Annotated in this window: 19 protein-coding genes; 14 read left to right on the top strand and 5 right to left on the bottom strand. The window is 72.5% G+C overall.

Going from position 1 to position 21,935, the window contains the following annotated elements; all coding sequences use genetic code 11:
• The first annotated feature begins 20 nt into the window (after positions 1-20).
• Entirely contained in the window at positions 21-1,481 is a 1,461-nt protein-coding gene (gene der / locus AB0389_RS30245; protein WP_366398696.1) for a ribosome biogenesis GTPase Der, read from the top strand.
• 85 nt (positions 1,482-1,566) lie between these two features.
• Here der and AB0389_RS30250 read toward each other — a convergent pair whose 3' ends face one another.
• On the bottom strand, positions 1,567-1,911 hold the full coding sequence (locus AB0389_RS30250; protein WP_366398697.1) for a hypothetical protein: 345 nt from the start codon (positions 1,909-1,911) through the stop codon (positions 1,567-1,569).
• Between the two features lie 98 nt (positions 1,912-2,009).
• On the bottom strand, positions 2,010-2,798 hold the full coding sequence (locus tag AB0389_RS30255; protein WP_366398698.1) for a hypothetical protein: 789 nt from the start codon (positions 2,796-2,798) through the stop codon (positions 2,010-2,012).
• Positions 2,799-3,322: 524 nt separating this feature from the next.
• Between AB0389_RS30255 and AB0389_RS30260 the strand changes: the two genes are divergently transcribed.
• The gene (locus AB0389_RS30260) at positions 3,323-3,538 is read left to right on the top strand and encodes an I78 family peptidase inhibitor (protein ID WP_366398699.1); all 216 of its coding nucleotides are present in this window, start codon (positions 3,323-3,325) and stop codon (positions 3,536-3,538) included.
• A gap of 99 nt (positions 3,539-3,637) precedes the next feature.
• Here AB0389_RS30260 and AB0389_RS30265 read toward each other — a convergent pair whose 3' ends face one another.
• Positions 3,638-4,642: a phosphatase PAP2 family protein gene (locus tag AB0389_RS30265; RefSeq protein WP_366398700.1), complete on the bottom strand. Its 1,005-nt coding sequence runs from the start codon at positions 4,640-4,642 to the stop codon at positions 3,638-3,640.
• Between the two features lie 447 nt (positions 4,643-5,089).
• Here AB0389_RS30265 and AB0389_RS30270 point away from each other — a divergent pair, with 447 nt between their 5' ends.
• Both AB0389_RS30270 and AB0389_RS30275 read left to right on the top strand, forming a co-directional pair.
• The gene (locus AB0389_RS30270; protein ID WP_366398701.1) at positions 5,090-6,832 is read left to right on the top strand and encodes an MFS transporter; all 1,743 of its coding nucleotides are present in this window, start codon (positions 5,090-5,092) and stop codon (positions 6,830-6,832) included.
• 117 nt (positions 6,833-6,949) lie between these two features.
• Positions 6,950-8,170: an acyl-CoA dehydrogenase family protein gene (locus tag AB0389_RS30275; RefSeq protein ID WP_366398724.1), complete on the top strand. Its 1,221-nt coding sequence runs from the start codon at positions 6,950-6,952 to the stop codon at positions 8,168-8,170.
• Positions 8,171-8,238: 68 nt separating this feature from the next.
• Here AB0389_RS30275 and AB0389_RS30280 read toward each other — a convergent pair whose 3' ends face one another.
• Positions 8,239-8,673 (bottom strand): cell division protein SepF, encoded by a 435-nt coding sequence (locus AB0389_RS30280; RefSeq protein ID WP_366398702.1) that lies wholly within the window; start codon positions 8,671-8,673, stop codon positions 8,239-8,241.
• Positions 8,674-8,934: 261 nt separating this feature from the next.
• Between AB0389_RS30280 and AB0389_RS30285 the strand changes: the two genes are divergently transcribed.
• The 7 genes from AB0389_RS30285 (at position 8,935) to AB0389_RS30315 (ending at position 17,469) form a co-directional block, all read left to right on the top strand.
• Positions 8,935-10,095, top strand: a complete 1,161-nt coding sequence (locus AB0389_RS30285; protein WP_366398703.1) for a DUF5685 family protein — start codon at positions 8,935-8,937, stop codon at positions 10,093-10,095.
• A 424-nt stretch (positions 10,096-10,519) separates the two neighbouring features.
• Positions 10,520-12,487 carry an FAD/NAD(P)-binding protein gene (locus AB0389_RS30290; RefSeq protein WP_366398725.1) on the top strand — a complete coding sequence of 656 codons (1,968 nt, stop codon included), beginning with the start codon at positions 10,520-10,522 and terminating at the stop codon, positions 12,485-12,487.
• Between the two features lie 8 nt (positions 12,488-12,495).
• Positions 12,496-13,578: an LLM class flavin-dependent oxidoreductase gene (locus AB0389_RS30295; protein ID WP_366398704.1), complete on the top strand. Its 1,083-nt coding sequence runs from the start codon at positions 12,496-12,498 to the stop codon at positions 13,576-13,578.
• On the top strand, positions 13,575-14,927 hold the full coding sequence (locus AB0389_RS30300; protein ID WP_366398705.1) for an NtaA/DmoA family FMN-dependent monooxygenase: 1,353 nt from the start codon (positions 13,575-13,577) through the stop codon (positions 14,925-14,927). Before AB0389_RS30295 ends, AB0389_RS30300 begins: the two co-directional genes overlap by 4 nt.
• A gap of 5 nt (positions 14,928-14,932) precedes the next feature.
• Complete coding sequence (locus tag AB0389_RS30305; RefSeq protein ID WP_366398706.1) at positions 14,933-15,733, top strand: DUF1684 domain-containing protein; 801 nt, start codon at positions 14,933-14,935, stop codon at positions 15,731-15,733.
• Positions 15,734-15,915: 182 nt separating this feature from the next.
• Complete coding sequence (locus AB0389_RS30310) at positions 15,916-16,815, top strand: S1 family peptidase (protein ID WP_366398707.1); 900 nt, start codon at positions 15,916-15,918, stop codon at positions 16,813-16,815.
• Between the two features lie 174 nt (positions 16,816-16,989).
• On the top strand, positions 16,990-17,469 hold the full coding sequence (locus tag AB0389_RS30315) for a hypothetical protein (RefSeq protein ID WP_366398708.1): 480 nt from the start codon (positions 16,990-16,992) through the stop codon (positions 17,467-17,469).
• A 45-nt stretch (positions 17,470-17,514) separates the two neighbouring features.
• On the opposite strand, the gene AB0389_RS30320 is transcribed toward AB0389_RS30315, so the two are convergent.
• Positions 17,515-18,423: a DUF4231 domain-containing protein gene (locus AB0389_RS30320; RefSeq protein WP_366398726.1), complete on the bottom strand. Its 909-nt coding sequence runs from the start codon at positions 18,421-18,423 to the stop codon at positions 17,515-17,517.
• A gap of 230 nt (positions 18,424-18,653) precedes the next feature.
• Here AB0389_RS30320 and AB0389_RS30325 point away from each other — a divergent pair, with 230 nt between their 5' ends.
• Genes AB0389_RS30325 through AB0389_RS30335 form a run of 3 tightly spaced genes read left to right on the top strand, consistent with a single transcriptional unit; the run spans position 18,654 to position 21,849 of the window.
• Entirely contained in the window at positions 18,654-18,818 is a 165-nt protein-coding gene (locus AB0389_RS30325; protein WP_366398709.1) for an FXSXX-COOH protein, read from the top strand.
• Positions 18,819-18,827: 9 nt separating this feature from the next.
• Entirely contained in the window at positions 18,828-21,068 is a 2,241-nt protein-coding gene (gene fxsB, locus AB0389_RS30330; protein ID WP_366398710.1) for a radical SAM/SPASM protein FxsB, inactivated metallohydrolase extension form, read from the top strand.
• Positions 21,061-21,849, top strand: coding sequence for an AAC(3) family N-acetyltransferase (locus tag AB0389_RS30335; RefSeq protein WP_366398711.1), 789 nt, complete (start codon positions 21,061-21,063; stop codon positions 21,847-21,849). The genes fxsB and AB0389_RS30335 overlap by 8 nt, the downstream gene beginning before the upstream one ends.
• Positions 21,850-21,935 lie beyond the last annotated feature (86 nt).

Genomic DNA, 21,935 nt, shown 5'->3' on the forward strand with positions numbered 1-21,935 from the left:
ATGAACGAGGTACGGACTTCATGAACGACCAGATCGACTCCGGCGACGAGCACGGGGAGCTCGGCGACGCCGAGTACGCGGACTTCATGGAGCTTGCCGCTCAGGAAGGCTTCGACGCCGAGGAGGTGGAGGGCGCGATCGGCGAGGCCGGCCACGGCCCGCTGCCCATCCTGGCCGTCGTCGGCCGGCCCAATGTCGGCAAGTCGACCCTCGTGAACCGGATCATCGGCCGCCGCGAGGCCGTCGTCGAGGACAAGCCGGGCGTCACCCGCGACCGGGTCACCTACGAGGCCGAGTGGGCGGGCCGCCGCTTCAAGGTCGTCGACACCGGCGGCTGGGAGCAGGACGTGCTGGGCATCGACGCCTCCGTCGCCGCCCAGGCCGAGTACGCGATCGAGGCCTCCGACGCGGTGGTCTTCGTGGTGGACTCCACGGTCGGCGCCACCGACACCGACGAGGCCGTCGTCCGGCTGCTGCGCAAGGCGGGCAAGCCCGTGGTGCTCTGCGCCAACAAGGTCGACGGGCAGAGCGGCGAGGCCGACGCGACGGCGCTCTGGTCGCTCGGGCTCGGCGAGCCCCACCCGGTCTCCTCGCTGCACGGCCGCGGCACCGGCGACATGCTCGACGCGGTGCTCGAAGCGCTGCCCGAGGCGCCGGAGCAGACCTTCGGGACGGCGATCGGCGGCCCCCGCCGGATCGCGCTCATCGGGCGTCCGAACGTCGGCAAGTCGTCCCTGCTGAACAAGGTCGCCGGCCAGGAACGCGTCGTCGTCAACGAGATCGCCGGAACCACCCGGGACCCGGTCGACGAGCTGATCGAGCTGGGCGGCACGGTCTGGAAGTTCATCGACACCGCGGGCATCCGCCGCAAGGTCCACCTCCAGGAGGGCGCGGACTACTACGCGTCGCTGCGGACCGCCGCCGCGGTCGAGAAGGCCGAGGTCGCGGTCGTCCTGATCGACACGAGCGACTCCATCAGCGTCCAGGACCAGCGGATCATCACCATGGCCGTGGAGGCGGGCCGCGCGCTCGTCATCGCGTACAACAAGTGGGACACCCTCGACGAGGAGCGCCGCTACTACCTGGAGCGCGAGATCGAGACGGAGCTGGCGCAGGTCGCCTGGGCGCCCCGGGTGAATGTGTCGGCGCGTACCGGCCGGCACATGGAGAAGCTGGTTCCGGCGATCGAGACGGCGCTGGAGGGCTGGGAGACCCGGGTGCCGACCGGCCGGCTCAACGCCTTCCTCGGTGAGCTGGTCGCCGCGCACCCGCATCCGATCCGCGGCGGCAAGCAGCCGCGCATCCTGTTCGGTACGCAGGCGGGCACGAAGCCGCCGCGCTTCGTGCTCTTCTCCTCGGGCTTCATCGAGCACGGCTACCGGCGCTTCATCGAGCGCCGGCTGCGCGAGGAGTTCGGTTTCGCGGGCACCCCGATCCATATCTCGGTGCGGGTGCGCGAGAAGCGCGGGCGCAAGAAGTAGACACACAGACACACAGCGGTGGGGCCCGGTACGGAACGATCCGTACCGGGCCCCACCGCTGTCCCCGTGCCCCCGCCGAGGCTCCTCAGGCGCCCCGGCGCGGTCCCGGGGGCAGCGCCGCCTGGGGGCGGCTCATGGGCTGGCGCGGGTCGCGCTGCCAGGAGCCCGGGTGCGGGGTGTGGCCGCCGTAGCCGCCGCCGTACCCGCCGTAGCCGCCGTGGGAGGCGTGCAGTCCGGTGCCGAAGGCCGTGAAGCCGAGATTCTCCTCGTTGCTCCGGTCGCCGGGCAGCGCCCGGAACGACCGGCGGAACTCGGAGTACAGCGCGTCGTAGATCGGGGTTGTGGAGAACCCGTCGGCCAAGTCCTGCGCGGGGCGCATGGACGGGATCTGGCTCTGATACTGCGGGCGGGAGGGGTCGTATGAGTGCACGTATGTGCCAACGACCCCGCCGTCCGTCGGATGCGGGCGTACGGCGGAATTCGCCCGGGCCGGTGGCGGGCGGTGCCGCTGTGCCGACGGGCCCCTGGTCACGTGCCGGCCAGGGGCATCGCCGCCGCGACCAGCTTTCCGTTCGCCGCGGCCTTCTCCAGCGCGTCACGGAGCAGGTCCTCGCGCGGCTGCTGGCCGATGGCGCCGACCGGGGCGGCGAACACCAGCACGGTCTTCGACTTGTTGGCCGCGGCCCGCCAGCCCTCGGTGACCTGGAGCGGCTGGTGGGCCTGCCACCAGGCGACCGGGCTCCCGCCGCCCGTACCGGGCTGGAGGACGGCGTGCAGCTGGCCCATGGCGAGCAGCACCGACCAGCCGGCCAGCACGGCGGGCGTCCGGCTCAGGTCACCCACCGGCTGGAAGCCCTGCTCGATCAGGAGCTGGAGGAATTCGTCGGTGGTGCCCTCGGAGCCGGGCCGGGCGATCGGCGCCGTCGGCTCGACCACCAGGGCCGGGTGCAGCTCCTCCTCGATCAGCACCAGACCGCTGGTGACGCCGAGGACGGCCTGGCCGCCGGGGACGGAGGCGGGGGCGCCGGGCGGCTGCGGCTCGCTGCCGGTGATCGACCGGACCGCGCCCTTGAGCTGGTCCTCGGCGACCTGGACGACCTGGGAGGGAATGCAGGTGGCGTGGGCGAAGGCGAGAACCGCGGTCTCCTCACCGACGAACAGGACCGTGCTGGTCCGCTCCTGTTCGGAGTCGCCGGGGGTCCGGCAGGAGGTGCAGTCGTAACTGCCCGGGGAGTTCTCGCCGGCGAGCAGCCGGTCGGCTTCTTCGTCGCCGATCTCGGCGCGGACGTCCTCGCTGACATCGAGCATGCGCGGCACGGGTGGCTCCTCGAACTCGGTGCGTGGGCCGGGCTGTTCCCGGCTCGTACAGAGACAACGGGCGAGCCGTGGCCGGGGTCACGCGCGCAGGCGAACGTATTCGAACCCGGACGGGTGTGCCGTGGCGCGGGCCGGCGGAGGGGCGCACTGATAAATCGTGAAATGAGCGAATCGGTCCGGTGGCCGGAAGCCGGTACCGCCGCCGTCACCCGTGGCACGCCATCACCCGCGTACGCACGGGCGGTGCGGGGAGAGAAAGGAAGCGCGCGGTGGCCGGTAATTACCTTACGGAGATCGTCGGGATGCCCCGTCGAGGGGAATTCGGTGACGGTAAATTTATGTGATCTTCGAGGTCGGAGAATTGCGCGGAGTATCGCCGGAAGGGGCCGTCGGAGTGATGGCGGGCGGATCAGGAGCGTGCCGCGATCCTGTGACACAAGTGTGACCACGTGCGGACCGAGGCTCTCTGTACGGCTATCCCGTACCGCTTCCTTCGCCGCCTCCGGCCGCTTACGGTGAGTGGTATGGCACCGATACCGACTCCGCCCCGACCGCCCGACGACGACCGCGATTCCTATACCGGCCTCGACGCCGCGAGCGCCGAGCGGCGCGCCCGGCAGCGCGGCTGGACCCATGTGCGCGCGCTGCCGCCCGGCGTGATCATCACGATGGAGTACGTCGCCGGCCGGATCAACTTCGAGGTCGACGCCGGCCGGGTGATCCGCTGCTGGTTCGGCTGACCCACGATCCGATCCGTCTCTGTCGACGTACGACGTAACCCCCGGCCCACTGCGGGCCGGGGGTTACGTCGTACGTCGCGCGTGGCTCCGTCCGCCCGCTCAGCCGCCCGTCAGCGGCCGTGAGCGCGGCGGGCGGCGGCTGCCCGCCGGGGTCACCGGGGTGCGCTCCGAGCGGGCCCCGTGCTGCCGCGGCTGGGCGGTGAGCTGAGCGGCGGCGAGCTGCCCGGCGGGCCTGGCCGGCGCACCGGTACGGCCCGGATGTCCCGCGCCGACGTGCTCGCAGGGGACCTCCTCGCCGGCGTGCACCGGCTCCTGCGGGACCGGCGCGGGCCGCTGCGCGCCCACGGTGACCGGCGCGGCTGGGGCCTGCCGGAGGCCCTCCCGCCAGCGGTCGCGCAGGGCCAGGACCGCCCGCTCGGCCCGGCCGATCATCGGCTCGAACCAGGGCAGCGCCAGCAGGATCAGCAGACCCGCGGCCCAGCCCAGAAGCACATCGCTCAGCCAGTGCGTACCGAGGTACACGGTCGTCGCGCCGACCCCCAGGGCCACCACCGACGACACGATCGACAGATAGCGTCTGGCCCGCGGAGTGGTGGCCAGATAGGCGAGGATTCCCCAGGTCACGACCGCGTTCGCGGTGTGTCCGGAGGGAAATATATCGCCGCCGGCGAAGAGTTCGGCCGAGCCGATCTGCGTCGCGTAGTGCGGGCCGAGCCGCCCGAGGCCGAGCTTCACCGCGCCCACGGTCACATTGAGGGCCAGCAGCGCCGCGCCGAGTGCCAGCAGCGGGCGCAGCGTGTGCTGGCGCCAGGAGCGCCAGCCCAGCCACGCCGCGATCATCACGGCGGTGGGGCCGCGCTGGCCGAGCACCACGAAGTAGTCGAGGAAGGCATGCAGGTCCGGCCACTGCTGGTAGGGCCGGAAGAGCATGATCTTCCAGTCGAGGATCACCAGCGAGGACGAGACGAGCACAGCGACGACGATGGCGATGTAGAACGCCAAGGTCCCGCCGAAGAGAGCCGCACGGGTGCGGCTCATCCGCGGGATCTCTATCTTCGGCGGTTCCGGCTCCCGGTCCAGTCGGGCAAAGATGTCGGTACGCACCCAATGGACGTTACAGCGAGTGAGTAACCGAACCGGTCGGATCCGGTCTCTTCGTGATGACGATGTGATGTGGAGTGTGTCTCGGTCACCCTTTTATCGGACTCTTATCCAGGGGCGGTTCCCGAAATGTAAGGGACCTTGGTCTCTATTCGGCGGGGCGCGGTTTCGGGAACTGTCTTTGTGAAGAACGGAAATGGTTCACCGTGGAGCCGCGTGGAGTTTCCCGGACGCTCACGCGCGCTCCGGGGTCAGGAACCGGCACCCCGTCGGCCGGGCGGCGTGGCGTACGCCACACTCCCCGGCCGGAGCGGTGAGACATGCACCACGTGACACTTGCGATCACTCGCGTACGCTGTCGGCTCACTCGTCCGCCGAAGCCGGGCCATCCCACGAGCCCCATGCGCCGTGGGCCCGCCGAGCGCGAGGGACACACCTGGAGGTACGCAGATGTCCGGGACCGCCACGGCCGGAGCGCGCATACGCGCCGCCGGTGACGGTGCCAACCGCTGGGTCGTCCTGGCCGTCCTCTGCGCCAGCCTGCTGCTGGTCGCGCTCGACGCGACCGTGCTGCACGTCGCCGTCCCCGCCGTCACCGCCGATCTCCACCCCAGCGGGGTGGGACTGCTCTGGATCGTCGACTCCTACCCGCTGGTCTGCGCCTCCCTGCTGATCCTCTTCGGCACGCTCGGCGACCGCATCGGGCGGCGCCGCATCCTGCTCATGGGCTACGGGATCTTCGCGTTGGCCTCGGCCGCCGCCGCCTTCGCCCCCACCCCCGAAGTGCTGATCGGGGCCCGGGCGCTGCTGGGCGTCGGCGGCGCGATGATCATGCCCGCGACCCTCTCCGTACTGCGCGCGGTCTTCCCCGACCGGCGCGAGCGGGCCATGGCCATCGGGGTCTGGACGGCGGTCGCGGCGGCCGGCGCCGCGCTCGGACCTGTCCTCGGCGGCTTCCTCGTCGAGCACTTCTGGTGGGGCTCGGTCTTTCTGGTCAACCTTCCGCTGCTGGCGGTCCTGCTGCCCCTCGGCCGGTTCGCGCTGCCCGAGTCCCGGGGGCCCGACGGCGGGCCCTGGGACGTGCTGGGCGCGCTCCTGGCCGCCGCCGGGGTGCTCGGGGTGGTCTTCGGCGTGAAGCGGCTCGGCGCCGGGGAGAGCCCGCTCGGCCCCTCGACGCTGGTCCCGCTCTGCGCCGGCGCGGCCCTTCTCGTCCTCTTCGTCCGCAGGCAGCGGCGCCGTACGTATCCGCTGATCGACCTGCGGATGTTCGCCAGGCCCGCGTTCGCCACCTCCGTCGGCTGCATCGTCCTTGCCATGCTGGCCCTGGTCGGCCTGGAGCTGATCGCCGTCCAGTACCTGCAACTGGTACTGGGGCTCAGCCCGCTGGAGACCGGGCTGCGGCTGCTGCCGCTCACCTTCGCCGCCATGGCCGCGGGCGCCACCGGCGCCGCCTCGCTGCGCAGGCTCGGCCCCCGGCGGATGGTGTCCTGGGGCTTCGTCCTCACCGCCGTCGCCGTGCTGCTGCTGGTCCAGATGGGCCAGCACGACCGGCCCGCGCTGCTCACCTCGGGCTTCGTACTGCTCGGTTTCGGGCTCCAGACCACGCTGTTCGGCGCGTACGAGTCGATGCTCAGCGAGGCCCCCGCCGACCGGGCGGGCGGCGCGGCGGCCATCGGCGAGACCTCGTACCAACTCGGCGCCGGCCTGGGTATCGCGCTGCTCGGCAGTGTGATGAACGCGGTGTACGCGCCCGGTCTGGCCTCCGCGAAGGGCGTTCCGCAGGCCGCCGGGGCCGCCGCGGCCGATTCGCTGAGCGAGGCGTACCAGGTGGCGGACCGGCTCGGCGGGCCCGCGGGGGAGTCACTGCGGTTCGCCGCACGTCACTCGTTCGTGCAAGGACTGCATGTGACGCTGCTGGTGAGCGCGGGGCTGCTGCTGCTCGGCGCGCTGGCCGCGCTGCGGCTGCCGAGGGCCATGGAGTGCGGGGCGGCGGACGAACACGCGACGGCGGAGGCGGTGCCCGCCCTGGAGACCGTGACCGTACGTCCGCGCGAGCCGCGGGCGGTTCCGGTACGTCCGCGCCCCGCGCCCGAGCGGCGCTCCACCCGGCCGCGCGGCGCCCCGGAGGGCGCGGTTCCGGTGCTGGGCCGGGGACCCGCCGAGCCGGCCGGGTCTGGACGGGCGGCGGGCTGACCCGTAACGTCGCGTCAGCCGTCCGTGACCGGCGGTGCGGGTTCCGGATCGGGTTCCGGTGCCGCGTCCCGGTCGTGGAAACGTTCACCGTCCACAGCCGTGCGAGCCGCCGGAGGTCTGGCCGTGTCCGCTTCGTCCGTCCCGTCCGCTCCGTCCACCGCGCGCCGGCCCCCGTTCGATCCGGGGGATCCGCTCGGCCTGGACGAGCTGCTCGCCCCCGAGGACCTGGCGATCCGCGACACCGTACGGGCCTGGGCCGCCGACCGGGTGCTGCCGGACATCGCCGACTGGTACGAGCGCGGCGAACTGCCCGGCATCCGCGAGCTGGCGCGTGAACTCGGCTCGCTCGGCGCGCTCGGCATGTCCCTGACGGGGTACGGCTGCGCGGGCGCCACCGCCGTTCAGTACGGGCTGGCCTGTCTGGAGCTGGAGGCCGCCGACTCCGGAATCCGCTCGCTCGTCTCCGTACAGGGCTCGCTCGCCATGTACGCGATCCACCGGTTCGGCTCGGACGAGCAGAAGGAGCGGTGGCTGCCCGGGATGGCGGCGGGCGAGATCATCGGCTGCTTCGGACTGACCGAGCCGGACCACGGTTCGGACCCGGCCGGCATGCGGACGTACGCCAAGCGCGACGGTTCCGACTGGGTGCTCACCGGCCGCAAGATGTGGATCACCAATGGCTCGGTGGCGGGCGTCGCCGTCGTCTGGGCGCGGACGGACGACGGGATCCGGGGATTTCTCGTACCGGCGGGCGCTCCCGGCTTCTCGGCTCCCGAAATCACCCATAAGTGGTCGTTGCGCGCCTCGGTCACCAGTGAACTGGTCCTCGACGAGGTACGGCTGCCCGCCGACGCCGTGCTTCCGGCGGCGACCGGACTGGGCGGACCGCTCGGCTGTCTGAACCACGCGCGGTACGGAATCGTCTGGGGAGCGATGGGCGCGGCGCGCACCTGTTTCGAGTCGGCGCTCCGGTACGCGGGGACGCGGGAGCAGTTCGGCCGGCCGATCGGGGGCTTCCAGCTCACCCAGGCCAAGCTCGCGGACATGGCGCTCGAACTGCACAAGGGGCTGCTGCTCGCCCACCATCTGGGGCGGCGGATGGACGCGGGGCGGCTCGGTCCCGAACAGGTCAGTTTCGGCAAGCTCAACAATGTGCGGGAGGCGATCGAGATCTGCCGGACCGCGCGGACCGTCCTCGGCGCCAACGGGATCTCGCTCGAATACCCCGTCATGCGCCATGCGACGAACCTGGAGTCGGTGCTCACGTACGAGGGCACCGTCGAGATGCACCAACTCGTCCTGGGCAAGGCGCTCACCGGCCTCGACGCCTTCCGGTAGGAGCCTGTCGGCTCACCGGTGCCGGGAGGGGCACGGGTCCGGGCGGCGGGTACCGGTGAGCACCCTGCTCAGCTCTGGTTGAAGAAGCCGTCCTGCGGCCCGGTCGCCTCGCCGTTGACGATCTGGGTGTCGGCGGGGGTGAGCAGGAAGACCCGGGTGGCCACGCGCTCGATCGAGCCGCGCAGCCCGAAGATCAGCCCGGCGGCGAAGTCCACCACGCGCTTGGCGTCCGCGGGCTCCATGAGGGTGAGGTTCATGATGACCGGGGTGCCGGCCCGGAAAAGTTCGCCGATGGCCCGGGCGTCCCGGAAGCTCTCCGGGGAGACCGTGGCGATTCTGCGCGCCTGCCGTTCCGGAGCGGCCTCCGGGGCGACCCGCATGCGCGGCTCGCTCTTCCAGCTGTCCGCACTCTCCGCACCATCGGCGTACTCGTCGTCGTAGTAACGCTCGTCGTTGTCCTCGACGAGGCCCAGCCAGGCACTCGCCTTGCGCACCGATCCCATGGACGCCTCCTTTCACCGCGGTCACATGACGTTCCCTGTCCCTATGGTCGTCCATCATGCGGATCGCGCGCCAAGGGGATAGTCGGCGCGCAGGGGATTCGTGACGTGACTGGTGCAGAAGATGTGGCGGTTCGTCAAGGTTCCTACAGGGTACGGGCCCTGAAACCCCTCCCTATCGGCCCAAAATAATATGTTCCGTCCAGATGGGTGATGATGGGGTCGTACGAGTGAACGGGCGGTCGGCCCCGATGGCTGAATACAATGCCGGGCTCACCGTCGAACGACTCCAGGGGGACCGTTGTGTTCGGAATTGTCAGACCATGCAGCCACCGGCTCACCGAAGGGCTGAAAACCGAGTGGATGGCTCATCTCTGCGGGCTCTGCCTGGCACTTCGGGCCGATCACGGGCAGTTCGCCCGGATTGTTACCAATTATGACGGCCTGATCGTCTCGGTTCTGACGGAGGCTCAGACCGAACGCGTCCCCGCGCAACGGCGTACGGCGGGACCCTGCCCGCTGCGCGGCATGCGCACCGCGCCCGTCGCGCGGGGTGAGGGCGCCCGGCTCGCGGCCACCGTCTCGCTGGTGCTGGCCTCGGCGAAGGTACGGGACCACGTCGCCGACCGCGACGGGCTGTTGAAGCGCCGGCCGCTGGCCGCCGCCGCGCGCCGGGTCGCCACCGGCTGGGACCGGGCCGGCGCGCGTACGGGCACGGAACTGGGCTTCGACACGGCGGTCCTGGTCGACGCGGTCGACCGGCAGCCGGCGATCGAGGGACTCGCCGGGCCCGGCACCTCGCTGCTCACCGTCACGGAACCGACCGAGACGGCCACGGCCGCCGCGTTCGCGCATACCGCGGTCCTGGCGGGCCGGCCGGAGAACCGCGCGCCGCTGGCCGAGGCGGGCCGGCTCTTCGGCCGGCTCGCGCATCTGCTGGACGCGGTGGAGGACCAGGCCGCCGACGACGCCTCGGGGGCCTGGAACCCGCTCACCGCGACCGGCGCCGGACGCGCCGAGGCACGCCGGCTCGCCGACGACGCGGTGCACGGGATCCGGCTCGCGCTGCGGGACGCCGAGTTCACCGACGGCAGGCTGGCCCACGTACTGCTGGCGCACGAACTGCGCACCTCGGTCGACAGGGCCTTCGGCACGGTGGCGTGCGCGCATCCCGGGCTGCCGGAGGGGCCGCCGGAGAAGCCGCCCGTACCGCGGGGCTTCCTCGCCGGGTGCGCCGCCTTCGTCGGGCTCTGCTGTACGTGTCAGCTGTGCTGCGCGAGCGAGTACGAGGGGCCGTGGTCGAGGAAGAAACGGGAAGGGGTCTGTCACCAGGGCGACGGGTGCGATGGGTGTTGCGACTGCTGTGACGGTTGCGGCAACTGCGATTGCTGCGACAGCTGTAACTGCTGCGACTGTGGATCGTGAGGGGAGCGAGCGAGGGGAGTGCTGCGTGTGAAGGCACGCGGAAAACGGCGCGCGAGCGCCGGGAAAACTCCGGGGAGGCCGTGCAGGGCGTCAGCTCAACAGGACGAGGACCACACACGACCGAAGTCGATGTGGGAGCGGGTGACCAGCCACTGCTGCAGATGCATGAGGTAAGTGGAACAGGCATCCGTTTATGCGTCAACCGTGTGTGAGACGGTCCGCCCGGCATATGGACACTCTTGACAACAGGCCGTGGGCGAGCCGTAGCCTCGGCAGGGCGGTGGACCGTGCTGAGGGGCTGGGTCCGGCCGTTTTTCCGTGAAGGCACTCCCGTGTTCGATCTCTGTATCCACGGAGCCTTCGTATGCCCCTGTCGCCCTCGCCGTCCCTGCCCTCTCCGTCCTCCCTTTCCTCTCCGTCCACTGTGACCCCGTCCGTCGTCGTGGTCGGGGCCGGGCCGCGCGGTACGGGATTCCTGGAGCGGATCGCCGCCAACGCGGGGTCGCTGTACGCCGGGCGGCGGCTCGACATCCACCTCGTCGACCCGTATCCACCCGGCGGCGGCCGGATCTGGCGCCGTGACCAGTCGCCGCTGCTGTGGATGAACTCCATGGCCGAGGACGTCACCATGTACACCGACGACTCGGTGGCCCTGGCCGGACCCGTACGGGAGGGGCCCGCGCTGCACGAGTGGGCGGAGGCGGCCGGACCGGAGGCGACCGGCGGCGGTGGCGACAACGACGGCGGGCTCGACGCGGAGCGGGCCGCCCTCACCGGACAGTCCTTCCCCACCCGCCGGCTCCAGAGCGCCTATCTCGGCTGGGTCTACGAACAGACCGTGGCCGCGCTGCCGCCCGGTATCACCGTGCATCTCCACCCGACCAGCGCCCTGCGCGTCAGCGGGCCGCGCGGCGGCCGGCAGCGCGTCTGGCTGGCGGACCGCGCCGAACCGCTGACCGCCGATCTCGTGGTGCTGACCCTCGGCCATCTCGACGGTGAACCCGACGCGCAGCAGCTGGAGTTGGCGGAGTTCGCGGGGCGGCACGGGCTGCTCCACCTGCCGCCCGACTTCACCGCAGACAGCGATCTCTCCGCCCTGCCCGCCGGTGCGCCGGTCCTCACACGCGGCTTCGGACTCGCCTTCATCGACCTGATGGTGCTCGTCACCGAGGGCCGCGGCGGGCGCTGGACCGGCAGCGACCAGGAGGACGGCGGCGGGCTCGTCTACCACCCCTCCGGGCGCGAACCCGTTCTGTACGTCGGGTCGCGGCGCGGCGTCCCGTACCACTCCAAGATCGGGTACGCACTGACCGGCGAACGGCCGCCGCTGCCCCGGTTCCTCGGGCCCGCGCAGGTCGACGCCCTGCTGAGCGGGGACGAGCCGGTCGACCACCGGCGCGATGTCCGGCCGCTGATCGACAAGGAGCTCGGCTTCGCCCACTACCACCGGCTCTTCCACGCGCACCCCGAGCGGACCCGCGGCGACTGGGCCGCCTTCGAGAAGGCCTACGCCGACGCGGCCCCCGGCGGCGGCGAGCTCGCCGCGCTGGTCGCCGGGGCCGTCCCCGACCCGGCCGACCGGCTCGACCTCGCCGCGCTGGACAGGCCGCTGCGCGGGCGCCGCTTCGCCTCGTACGACGCGCTCCAGGACGGCCTGCGCGACTACATCGCGGCGGATCTCGGCCGTCGGCACGATCCGTCCCACAGTGCGGACCTCGCCGTCTTCTACGCGCTGCTGTCGGTCTACGGCCAGCTGATCCGCCTCGGCGACGCGGGCGACCCCGACGGCCGCTGGCACGGCTTCTTCAGCTACCTCGCCTCCGGCCCGCCGGGCCCCCGGCTGCGGCAGCTCCTCGCGCTCTCGCGCGCCGGGGGCGTCCGCTTCCTCGGCCCCGACACGGCGATCGAGGCCGACGAGGAGCGCGGTGTCTTCCGCGCCACGAGCCCCGCCGTACCGGGGGAGTACGTCGAGGCCCGCGCCCTCGTCGAGGCGCGGCTGCCCGACCCGTCACCGGCCCGCACCCGCTCCCCGCTGCTGCGCGCGCTGTACGAGGAGGGCGCCGCGGTGACCTCGTCGGCCGGTCTGGTCCGGGTCGACCCCGACGACGGCCGGCTCCTGGAGCGCGACGGCACCCCGCATCCGCGCCGCTTCGCGCTCGGCCCGTACACCACCGCCCGGTCGAGCGGCGCCTTCACCCGGCCGCGCACCGGCGGCCCGGCGTTCCGCCAGAACGACGCCACCGCGCGCGCCGCCCTGACCCTGCTGGCCGGGCCCCGCCCCGCGTCTCCCGCGCCTCCCGCGCCGCCGGAGCCCGTGCCGGAGCCCGTGCCTGAACCCGCGTCGCCGCTGCTCGGGGCGTCCTCGTCCGCCGTCTCCTCCGTCGAAAGGTAGAAGCCGCCATGTCCGCCATCCGACCACTGCATCTCGCCGCCGAGATCGGCGGGCCCCCTGCGTTCGACGCCGCGCCCTACGTCGAACTCGCCCGGCTCGCCGAGCGCGGCGCCCTCGACTTCGTCACCCTGCGGGACTCGTTCGCGCGGCCGGGGCCCGACGCGCTCGCCGTGCTGGCCCGGGTCGCGCCGGCGACCGAACGGATCGGTCTGGTACCGGTGGTGACGACCACGCACACCGAGCCGTTCCATGTGTCGTCGGCGGTGGCCACGCTGGACTGGGTGAGCCGGGGACGGGCCGGATGGTGGGTCGAGGTGTCGGCCACGGCCGCCGAGGCGCGGCTCTTCGGCCGCCGGCCGCCCGCGCCCGCCGGGGAACTCTGGCGCGAGGCCGGGGAGGTCGCCGACGTCGCGGCCAGGCTCTGGGACAGCTGGGAGGACGACGCCGAGATCCGCGACGCGTCGACAGGGCGCTTCATCGACCGCGACAAGCTGCACTATGTCGACTTCCAGGGCACCGGCTTCTCCGTCCGGGGCCCGGCCATCGTGCCCAGGCCCCCGCAGGGCCACCCCGTGACCGTCGTGGACATCGGAGGCGACGCGGACGGTCCGCGCGCCCGGACCGCCGCCCGCCATGCCGACGCCGTACTGATCAGGGCCCGCCGCCCCGAGGAGGCCGCCGCGCTCACCGCCCGGCTGCGCGCGCACGCCGCCGCCCACGGCCGCGCCCCCGGCACCCCGCTCGTCCTCGCCGCGTTCACCATCGACCTCGGCGACGGCGAACACCCCCTGGAGAACGGCCTGGTCGGCGCCCCGCACACCACGGCCGGCGCCGGCGGACCGCACTACCGGGGTGGCCCCGTCGATCTCGCCGAGCTGATCGCCGGCTGGCACACGTCCGGTGCCGTGGACGGCTTCCACCTCACCCCGGCCGAGCCGCGCCGCGATCTCGAACGCCTCGTCAACGGCACCGTCGCGCTGCTCCAGCACCGCAGCCTCTTCCGCACCTTCCACCCGGGCGGCACGCTCCGGGAGCACCTGGGCCTCGCCCGTCCCGCCAACCAGTACGCGTCCGCCGGGGGGACCTCATGAGCACGGACCGCACCGCGGCTCCGGCCACCGGGCGCAAGCAGATCCATCTCGCCGCGCACTTCCCCGGGGTCAACAGCACCACCGTCTGGACCGATCCCCGCTCCCGGTCCCAGATCGACTTCGCCTCCTTCGAGGCGCTCGCCCGTACCGCCGAGCGCGGCAGGTTCGACTTCTTCTTCCTCGCCGAGGGGCTCCGGCTGCGCGAGCAGAAGGGCCTCATCCACGATCTGGACGTCGTCGGCCGGCCCGAGTCACTCACCCTGCTGAACGCCCTGGCCGCAGTCACCGACCGGATCGGGCTGGCCGCCACCGTCAACACCACCTTCAACGAGCCGTACGAACTGGCCCGCAGGCTCGCCACCCTCGACCACCTCAGCGGCGGCCGGGCCGGCTGGAACGCGGTGACCTCCTCCGACGCCTTCACCGGCGAGAACTTCCGGCGCGGCGGCTATCTCGACCGCGCCGACCGCTACACCCGCGCCGCCGAGTTCGTCGCCACCGCCCGCGAGCTGTGGGACTCCTGGACCCCGCCCGCACCGGACCGGCCTGACGCGCCGTACGGCGGCCCCCGGCCGTTCGCCCACTCCGGGCCGCAGTTCCGGATCGAGGGCGAGTTCACCGTGGCGCGCTCCCCGCAGGGCCACCCCGTGGTCATCCAGGCCGGCGACTCCGACGAGGGCCGGGAGTTCGCCGCGTCCGCCGCCGATGTGATCTTCACCCGGCACGGCACCCTGGAGGCGGGCCGCGCCTTCTACGCCGACACCAAGCGCAGGCTCGCCGCGTACGGCAGGAAACCGGCCGACCTCAAGATCATGCCGGGGGTCACCGTCGTCGTCGGCGACACCGACGCAGAGGCACAGGAACGGGCCGCCGAGATCCGCGGCCGGCAGGTCTCCGGGCGGACCGCGCTGCTGGCCGCCGAGGAGATCTGGGGCCGGGACCTCTCCTCGTACGATCCCGACGGACCGCTGCCCGCCGTCGACCCCGACCCGGAGGCACGCCTCGCCCGGGGCCGGGTCAGGCACGCCGACCCGCTCGCCGAGGCCGAGCGGTGGCGGGCGCTCGCCGAGGCCAAGGGCCTGTCGCTGCGTCAGACCGTCATCGAGACGACCACCCGGCAGTCCTTCGTGGGCTCCCCGGAGACCGTCGCCGAGGCGTTCGACACCTTCGTCCGGAGCGACGCGGCCGACGGCTTCATCCTCGTCCCCCATCTCACCCCGGGCGGCCTCGACGACGTCGTCGACCGGGTCGTACCCCTCCTCCAGGAGCGCGGTGTGTTCCGCACGGAATACGAGGGCACCACCCTGCGCTCACACCTGGGGCTTCCGCACCCCGTACCGAAAGGCTGACCCGCATGACCACCGAACCATCCGCCACCGCCGCCCCGGAGTGGAAGGAGTGGCACGCACAGCGCACCGCCGCCGTCTCCGCGCCGTACGGGCCGCTCGCGCTCACCGGCACCCACTGGCTGGCCGACCACCCGGAGGGCCGCCTGCCCGGGATCCCCGGCACCTGGCGCGACGCCGGTGACGAGGTGGTGCTGACGGCGGCGGCCGGGGACGGACTCACCGACGGCGGCCGGCCGCTCACCGGTGAGATCGCACTGGGCGCCGACGCCGGCGCGCCGGGGGACTCGCGGCTCGCCGCGGGCGACCGCCGGCTGGTCGTCCTGCGCCGCGAAGGGCTCTGGGCCGTAAGGGACTTCGACCCCGAGTCGGCCGCGCGGCGCGCGTTCCGGGCGATCGAGGCGACGGAGTACGACGCGGGCTGGACGCTGCCCGGCCGCTTCCGCCCGTACGCCGAGGCCCGGACCGTACGGGTGGAGAACGCGGACGGCCGGGAGCGCGGACTCGGCCTCGGCGGCGAGATCGTCTTCACGGCCGACGGCACGGAGCACACCCTCCAGGTGGCGGTCGAGGCCGACGGCTCGCTGTGGGCGGTCTTCGCGGACACCACCGGCGGGCACGGCAGTTTCCGGTTCCGTTTTCTGCGGCCCGCGGCCCCGGCCGCCGACGGTTCCGTGACGGTCGACTTCAACCGGGCGCTGCTGCCGCCGTGCGCCTTCGCGGACCACTTCATCTGCCCGTTCCCGCCGCCGGGCAACACCCTGCCGTTCGCCGTGGCGGCGGGCGAGCGCTCCGTCCGTACCGCCTGAGGAAGGCGACGCGTGTCAAGAGGCCCTCTTGCGGAGGGAGTTGAGGCCGCCAATACTCCCGTGCAGCGCCGGTCGACGCGCGGTGAGTCCGGGTGACCCCCGGGCCATCGCGCCGCCGACCGCGCCTCACGGGCCCCGGAACCCCACAACGGGCCCCCGATTCCCTTCGGGAGGAACGACCAGTGAGGATCAAGCGCACTACCCCCCTCAGCGGTGTGGCAAGACGCGTACGTCTGCTCGCCGTCACCACCGGACTCGCCGCCGCGGCGGCGCTCGCGATACCCACCGCGAGCGCCGCCCCGGTCACCACCTTCAGCGCGAGCCAGCTCGGCGCGGTCGGCGACGCCGTCCTGGAAGCCGATGTCGCGGGCACGGCCTGGGCCGTCGACAAGGCGACCAACTCCGTTGTCCTGCAAGCCGACTCGACCGTCACCCAGGCCGAGATCGACAGCATCAAGCAGGCCGCGGGCGCCAACGCGGGCGCGGTCCGCGTCGAGCGCACCTCGGGCACGATCTCCAAGCTGATCTCGGGCGGCGACGCCGTGTACGCCACCAGCTGGCGCTGCTCGGCCGGGTTCAACGTCCGCAGCGGCACCACGTACTACTTCCTGACCGCGGGGCACTGCACCGAGGGCCTGCCGGCCTGGTACACCACCTCCGCGCGCACCACGAGCATCGGCCCGTCGGCCGGCACCAGCTTCCCCGGCAACGACTACGGCATCGTGCGGTACTCGAACACCGCGCTGGCCCACCCGGGGACCGTCGGCAGCGTCACCATCACGGGGTCGGCCAACGCCACCGTCGGGCTGTCCGTCACCCGTCGGGGCTCCACCACCGGCATCCACAGCGGTTCGGTGACCGGCCTCAACTACACGGTGAACTACGGGAGCGGTGACATCGTCAGCGGTCTCATCCGCACCAACGTCTGCGCCGAGCCCGGCGACAGCGGCGGCCCGCTCTACTCCGGTTCGCTCGCCATCGGGCTGACCTCGGGCGGCAGCGGCAACTGCACCTCGGGCGGCACGACGTACTTCCAGCCGGTGAACGCGGCCCTGAGCGCGTACGGGGTCAGTCTCGTCTGATCCCGGGCCCGCCCGTTCCCGGCTCGTCCGATCCGGGCCGGGAACACGGCCGGAAAGCACCGGAAAGCAGCAGGGGCGAGCCTCCGTCCGATCCGTGGACGGGGGCTCGCCTCCGTGTTTCTGGAAGGATGTCGGTCGGGGCGACGGCGCAGAGGGACCGGGGGAGCGCGGACTGTGAAACGCATCGGAGTGACCGGCCACCGGAACATCCCGGCCGAGGCGTACGGACACATCAGGGCCGCCATCGCGGCCGTGCTCCGTACCCAGACGGAGTCGGTGGAGGCGCTCTCCAGCCTGGCGGCGGGCGCGGACCAGCTCTTCGCCGTGCTCGCCCTGGACCGGGGCGCACGGCTGACCGCCGTCATCCCCAGCGGGGACTACGAGGACGACTTCGACGACCCGACGGAACTCGACGGCTACCGGCGGCTCAAGGACCGGGCCACGCTGGAGGTCCGGATGGCGTTCCCGCACTCCACCGACGAGGCGTACTACGCGGCGGGCACCTATATCGCCGACCACTGCGACCGGCTGCTCGCGGTCTGGGACGGCCGCCCGGCCCGCGGACTCGGCGGTACGGGCGACATCGTGCGCTACGCGCGGGAGCGCGGCAAGCCGGTCACGGTGATCTGGTGCGACGGCGTGGAGCGCGCCTGAGGCCGTCCGGCCTCTCCCCGGGCCACAGGCGCGCGGGACCGGGGCTCAACTCCGGTGCCGTACCAGCCAGTCCGTGTGCTGCGGCGAGACGATGCGCTCGGTCTCGTACACCGCGTTCGCCCACTGCTCCTCGGTGACCATCGTCTCCATCGCGGTGTGCATCGCCGCCAGGTCCTCCTCGACCAACGAGTGCGCCGAGATGAGGGGTTGATGGCGGCGGATCTCGCTCCACGCCAGGCAGGCCGCGGCGGACGCCGACAACAGCCCCAGCACGGCGGAGGATCCGGTCAGCGAGAACGTCCGCAGCAGGGCCAGGAAGAGCGCCAGCAGGGTCAGCGCGGTGATGGTGGCCGACCAGAGCACGGTGGCGCGGCGGGAGATGGTCATCCTGCGCCGGTACCAGTTGCGCTGCTCGATCAGCCGGTCCCGGACGTAGGTCTCCCGGCGGGCGTTGAACGGTTTCTCGCGCAGCATCCGCATGGCCGGCGTGATCAGCTCCCCGGCCGCGCGCTGCCCGATCTCCCCGGTGTCCCTGGGATCCTCCCAGCCGACCTTTCTCAACTCGCCCAGACCCGCCTCCAGTCGGGTGGTGAACAGGCTCCCGGCGTCGGTGGCGGCCGTGTCGAAGGGCGCGCCGTGCACGGCGTAGCGCCAGGAGAGCGACTTGATGAACTCCGCCGCCGAGCGGTTGAGTTGCCAATGCGACTTTGCTTGCCCGCCCGCCGAACGGAGCATGACCAGAAGCACTCCGGCGTACGCCAACGCCGCGAGTGCGCCGGTGAGTTGGAACGAGTCCCCGATCCGCCACCCCCAGGGCAGTGCCGCGAACAGCGAGCCCACCACCAGGAGCAGCAGGGTGCGCCGGGTGGCGGTCACCGCCTGCCGCTGCCTGGCGATGGCGATCGCGTCCGCGTGATGGAAGAGAACGGGCAGATCAGCGTTTCGGAAGACCATGCTGTGCAGTGGTCCGCGTGAGTCGGCCATGCGCGCCCCCGTCTGCTGTTTTGTTGTCACTCGATTAGCGGAATGATCTATTCCGCGTGGTGCCGTGAATTCCTGGCAACGCTTTCGTCTCGTCCCCCCGCGTCGAGTTGCCGCGGGAGTTCATGAGAGTAAAGTCGAGCCGCTGACACTGCAACGGTGCCGTGTCTCCTGTTCGGACAACGTAATCAAGGACGGCCGTCGTGACCTATCAGACCTCTGTCACCTTCGCCACTGCGAAGAAGAACCGGGTCCCCCTCGCGGAGATCGACGTACGCGACGCGGGTGTCGCCAAGAAGCTCGGCCGCGTACTCCCCATGCCCGCAGGCCGTGTCGCGCGCGTTTCGAGCTTCAACTCCGCCCTCTAGAATGGGGCGATGACAGGACCCCTGGTCCCTTTTCGCGAGATCGTCCTGAAAGTCCACAGCAGATGTGATCTCGCGTGCGACCACTGCTACATCTACGAGCACGCGGATCAGAGCTGGCGCACCCGCCCCCGGACGATTTCCGACGAAGCCATTCACCGGACAGCGCTCCGACTGGCCGAACATGCCGAGGCGCACGCCCTGCCCTCCGTGTCAGTGATCCTGCACGGAGGGGAGCCCCTGCTCGCCGGGCCCGCCCGGCTGCGCCGCGTCTGCGAGGAGCTGACCGCGGCCCTCGCCCCCGTCGCGGAACTCGATCTGCGGATCCACACCAACGGGCTCCAGCTCAGCCCCCGCTATCTCGACCTCTTCGCCGAGTTCGGCGTCAAGGTGGGTATCTCCCTCGACGGCGACCGCGCGGCCAACGACCGGCACCGTCGCTACGCCGACGGCCGCAGCAGCCACTCCCGGGTCCTGAAGGCCGTCGCACTCCTGCACGAGGACCGCTACCGGCCGCTCGACCTCGGGCTCCTGTGCACCGTCGACGCGGCCAACGACCCGCTCGCCGTGTACGACGCGCTCGCCGCGCTCGACCCGCCCCGTATCGACTTCCTGCTGCCGCACGCCACCTGGGACGATCCGCCGCCGCGCCCCGACGGGTCGCCGACCGCGTACGCCGACTGGCTGCTGGCCGTCTTCGACCGCTGGGACGCCGGGGGCCGGCCGATGCCCGTACGCCTCTTCGAGTCGGTCCTCTCCACCCTCGCCGGCGGCCCGAGCCTCACCGAGTCGCTCGGGCTCGCCCCCACCGATCTGGTCGTCGTGGAGACCGACGGCACCCTGGAGCAGGTCGACTCGCTGAAGAGCGCCTACGAGGGCGCCGCGGCCACCGGGTTCGACGTGTTCGCGCACACCTTCGACGAGGTCGCCGCCCATCCGGGGGTACGGAGCAGACAGCTCGGGCTCGCCGGGGTGAGCGAGACCTGCCGGCGCTGCCCGGTCGTCCGCTCCTGCGGCGGCGGGCTCTACACCCACCGCTACCGGTCCGCCGGCGAGGGGGACGCGGGTGACGGGAGTTTCGACAACCCCTCCGTCTACTGCGCCGATCTCGCGGCGCTGATCCGCGGCATCGAGGCCCGTACGGCGGCGGCCACCGTCCCGCCCGCCCTCGCCGACCCCGGTGAACTGCTCTACGCCCAGCAGGAGCTGACCCGCTCGCTCCTCGCCGAACTGCACGCCGCGCTCGACGGCAGGGGCGGCGAGGCATGGCAGGAGGCCTGGGAGCTGGCAGGCGCCGTCGAGGCGTGCTCCGACGGCCTCGACGACCTCCTCGCCCACCCGTACACCCGCACCCTGCTCATCGACTCCGTCGCCGCCGTCCGCGCGGAGCGGCCCGGCGCCCCCGCCGGCGCCGCGCGCGCGGTCACGCCCCTGCTGGCGGCAGCGGTGATCCGGGGCTCCGTGGACACCCCCGTACGGGTCGGCTACCGGGACGGCGCGCTGTCCCTGCCGACGCTGGGCGCACTGCGCCTCGGCGGGCCCGGCGAGCACGGGCAGGCCGAGGTGCGCGTCGCCGAGAAGGGCTTCGTGGTGCGGACGGCGGGCGCGGAGCACCGGATCGTCAGGACCGACGAGGCCACCGAGTCCTGGCGGCCGGTGCGCCGGCTGGGCCGCGACGGCGCCCCGGACTTCGCGCTGGACGACCTCGACCCGTACCGCGACTGCTTCGGCGCGCCCGTCCACCCCGGGCTCGACGCGGCGACGGCCGCCGGCTGGAGCGGCCGGCTGGCGGCGGCCTGGGGGCTGCTCAGGGAGCGGGTGCCCGCGCAGGCCGCCGAGGCCGCCGGCGCGCTGACCACCCTGACGCCGCTGACGGTCACCGGGCCGCGCGTCGGCCGGCACGGCTACGGCGCGCTGGGCGTGCCCCTCCAGGGCGACGCCGACGCGCTGGCGCGGGCGCTGCTGCGCGGCTTCCGCCGGGCCCGGCTGCGCGCGCGCACCGAGATCGCCGACCTGTACGCGCTGGACGGCGAGTGGGGGCGCCCGGCGCCCTGGACGGAAGGCCCGGTCCCGCTGTCGGCGCTGCTGGCCGGCGCGGACGAACGGATCGCGCTCGCCGCGTACGAGCCCCACGAGCCCGTCCACCGCGACCAGGCACTGCGGGCCCTGGACACCATGGCGGACGCGGCCGAACTCACCGTCGGCGGCAAGAGCCTGCTGACCGCGCTCAGAGAAGAGGCAGCCCATGTCTGATGTGTACGACGGCGAGGACCCGACCGGCGCGCTGGCGCGCGAACTGACGGCGCTCGGGGTCACTCCCGGCACTCCGCTGCTCGTGCACGCCTCCCTGCGCACCACCGGGCTGGCCGCCGACACCCTGCGCGACGCGCTGCTGAGGGCGCTGGGCCCGGACGGCACGCTGGTCGTCCCGGCCTTCACGGAGGAGAACTCCGACACCTCCGCCGCCCATTTCGCCCGGGTCAGGGGGATGACCCGGCGTGAGGCCGCGGTCTTCCGGTCCCGGATGCCCGCCTTCGACCCGGCGCGCACCCCGTGCCTGTCGATGGGCCGGCTCGCCGAGTCCGTACGGACCGCCGAGGGAGCCGTACGCAGCGCGCATCCGCAGTCGTCCTTCGCGGCGGTCGGGGCGCGGGCCGCCGAACTGATGGCCCGGCATCCGCTCGACAGCCATCTGGGACCGGACTCGCCGCTCGGCGCGCTGGCGGCGGCGGACGCGCGGGTACTCATGATCAATGTGGGTTTCGCCGCCTGTACTTCTTTCCATCTCGCCGAATATCTCCGCGGCGGCACCCAGCGTTCTTATCGTTGTGTGGTGAAAGCGGCGGACGGGACGCCGCGTTGGGTGGAATATGAGGATGTCAGCCTCGACGACAGCGATTTCGAGGCGATCGGAGCGGATTTCCCCTGGGGGACGGAGCGGAAGGGACAACTGGGAGGAACGGTCACAAGACTGTTCACGGTCGCGGACGCGGTCGCCCATGCCGAGCGGTGGATGGCCGAAAAGAGACGTTGATTGGCCGGGGGTGACGGGAAGAAGGCCGCTCGGCTCCGTAATGATTGATTTTGCTCGCTGCCTCGGGGACCACGGTAAGCGGGTGC

This window comes from Streptomyces sp. NPDC093109 (assembly GCF_040701725.1).
In the GTDB taxonomy this organism is placed as follows: Bacteria; Actinomycetota; Actinomycetes; order Streptomycetales; family Streptomycetaceae; genus Streptomyces.

Bases quoted from the DNA above. Each gene is read 5' to 3' on its own strand.
- der (WP_366398696.1), top strand. From the start codon at position 21: ATGAACGACCAGATCGACTCCGGCGACGAGCACGGGGAGCTCGGCGAC.
- AB0389_RS30260 (WP_366398699.1), top strand. From the start codon at position 3,323: ATGGCACCGATACCGACTCCGCCCCGACCGCCCGACGACGACCGCGAT.
- AB0389_RS30270 (WP_366398701.1), top strand. From the start codon at position 5,090: ATGTCCGGGACCGCCACGGCCGGAGCGCGCATACGCGCCGCCGGTGAC.
- AB0389_RS30280 (WP_366398702.1), bottom strand. From the start codon at position 8,673: ATGGGATCGGTGCGCAAGGCGAGTGCCTGGCTGGGCCTCGTCGAGGAC.
- AB0389_RS30285 (WP_366398703.1), top strand. From the start codon at position 8,935: ATGCCGGGCTCACCGTCGAACGACTCCAGGGGGACCGTTGTGTTCGGA.
- AB0389_RS30295 (WP_366398704.1), top strand. From the start codon at position 12,496: ATGTCCGCCATCCGACCACTGCATCTCGCCGCCGAGATCGGCGGGCCC.
- AB0389_RS30300 (WP_366398705.1), top strand. From the start codon at position 13,575: ATGAGCACGGACCGCACCGCGGCTCCGGCCACCGGGCGCAAGCAGATC.
- AB0389_RS30305 (WP_366398706.1), top strand. From the start codon at position 14,933: ATGACCACCGAACCATCCGCCACCGCCGCCCCGGAGTGGAAGGAGTGG.
- AB0389_RS30320 (WP_366398726.1), bottom strand. From the start codon at position 18,423: ATGGTCTTCCGAAACGCTGATCTGCCCGTTCTCTTCCATCACGCGGAC.
- fxsB (WP_366398710.1), top strand. From the start codon at position 18,828: ATGACAGGACCCCTGGTCCCTTTTCGCGAGATCGTCCTGAAAGTCCAC.
- AB0389_RS30335 (WP_366398711.1), top strand. From the start codon at position 21,061: ATGTCTGATGTGTACGACGGCGAGGACCCGACCGGCGCGCTGGCGCGC.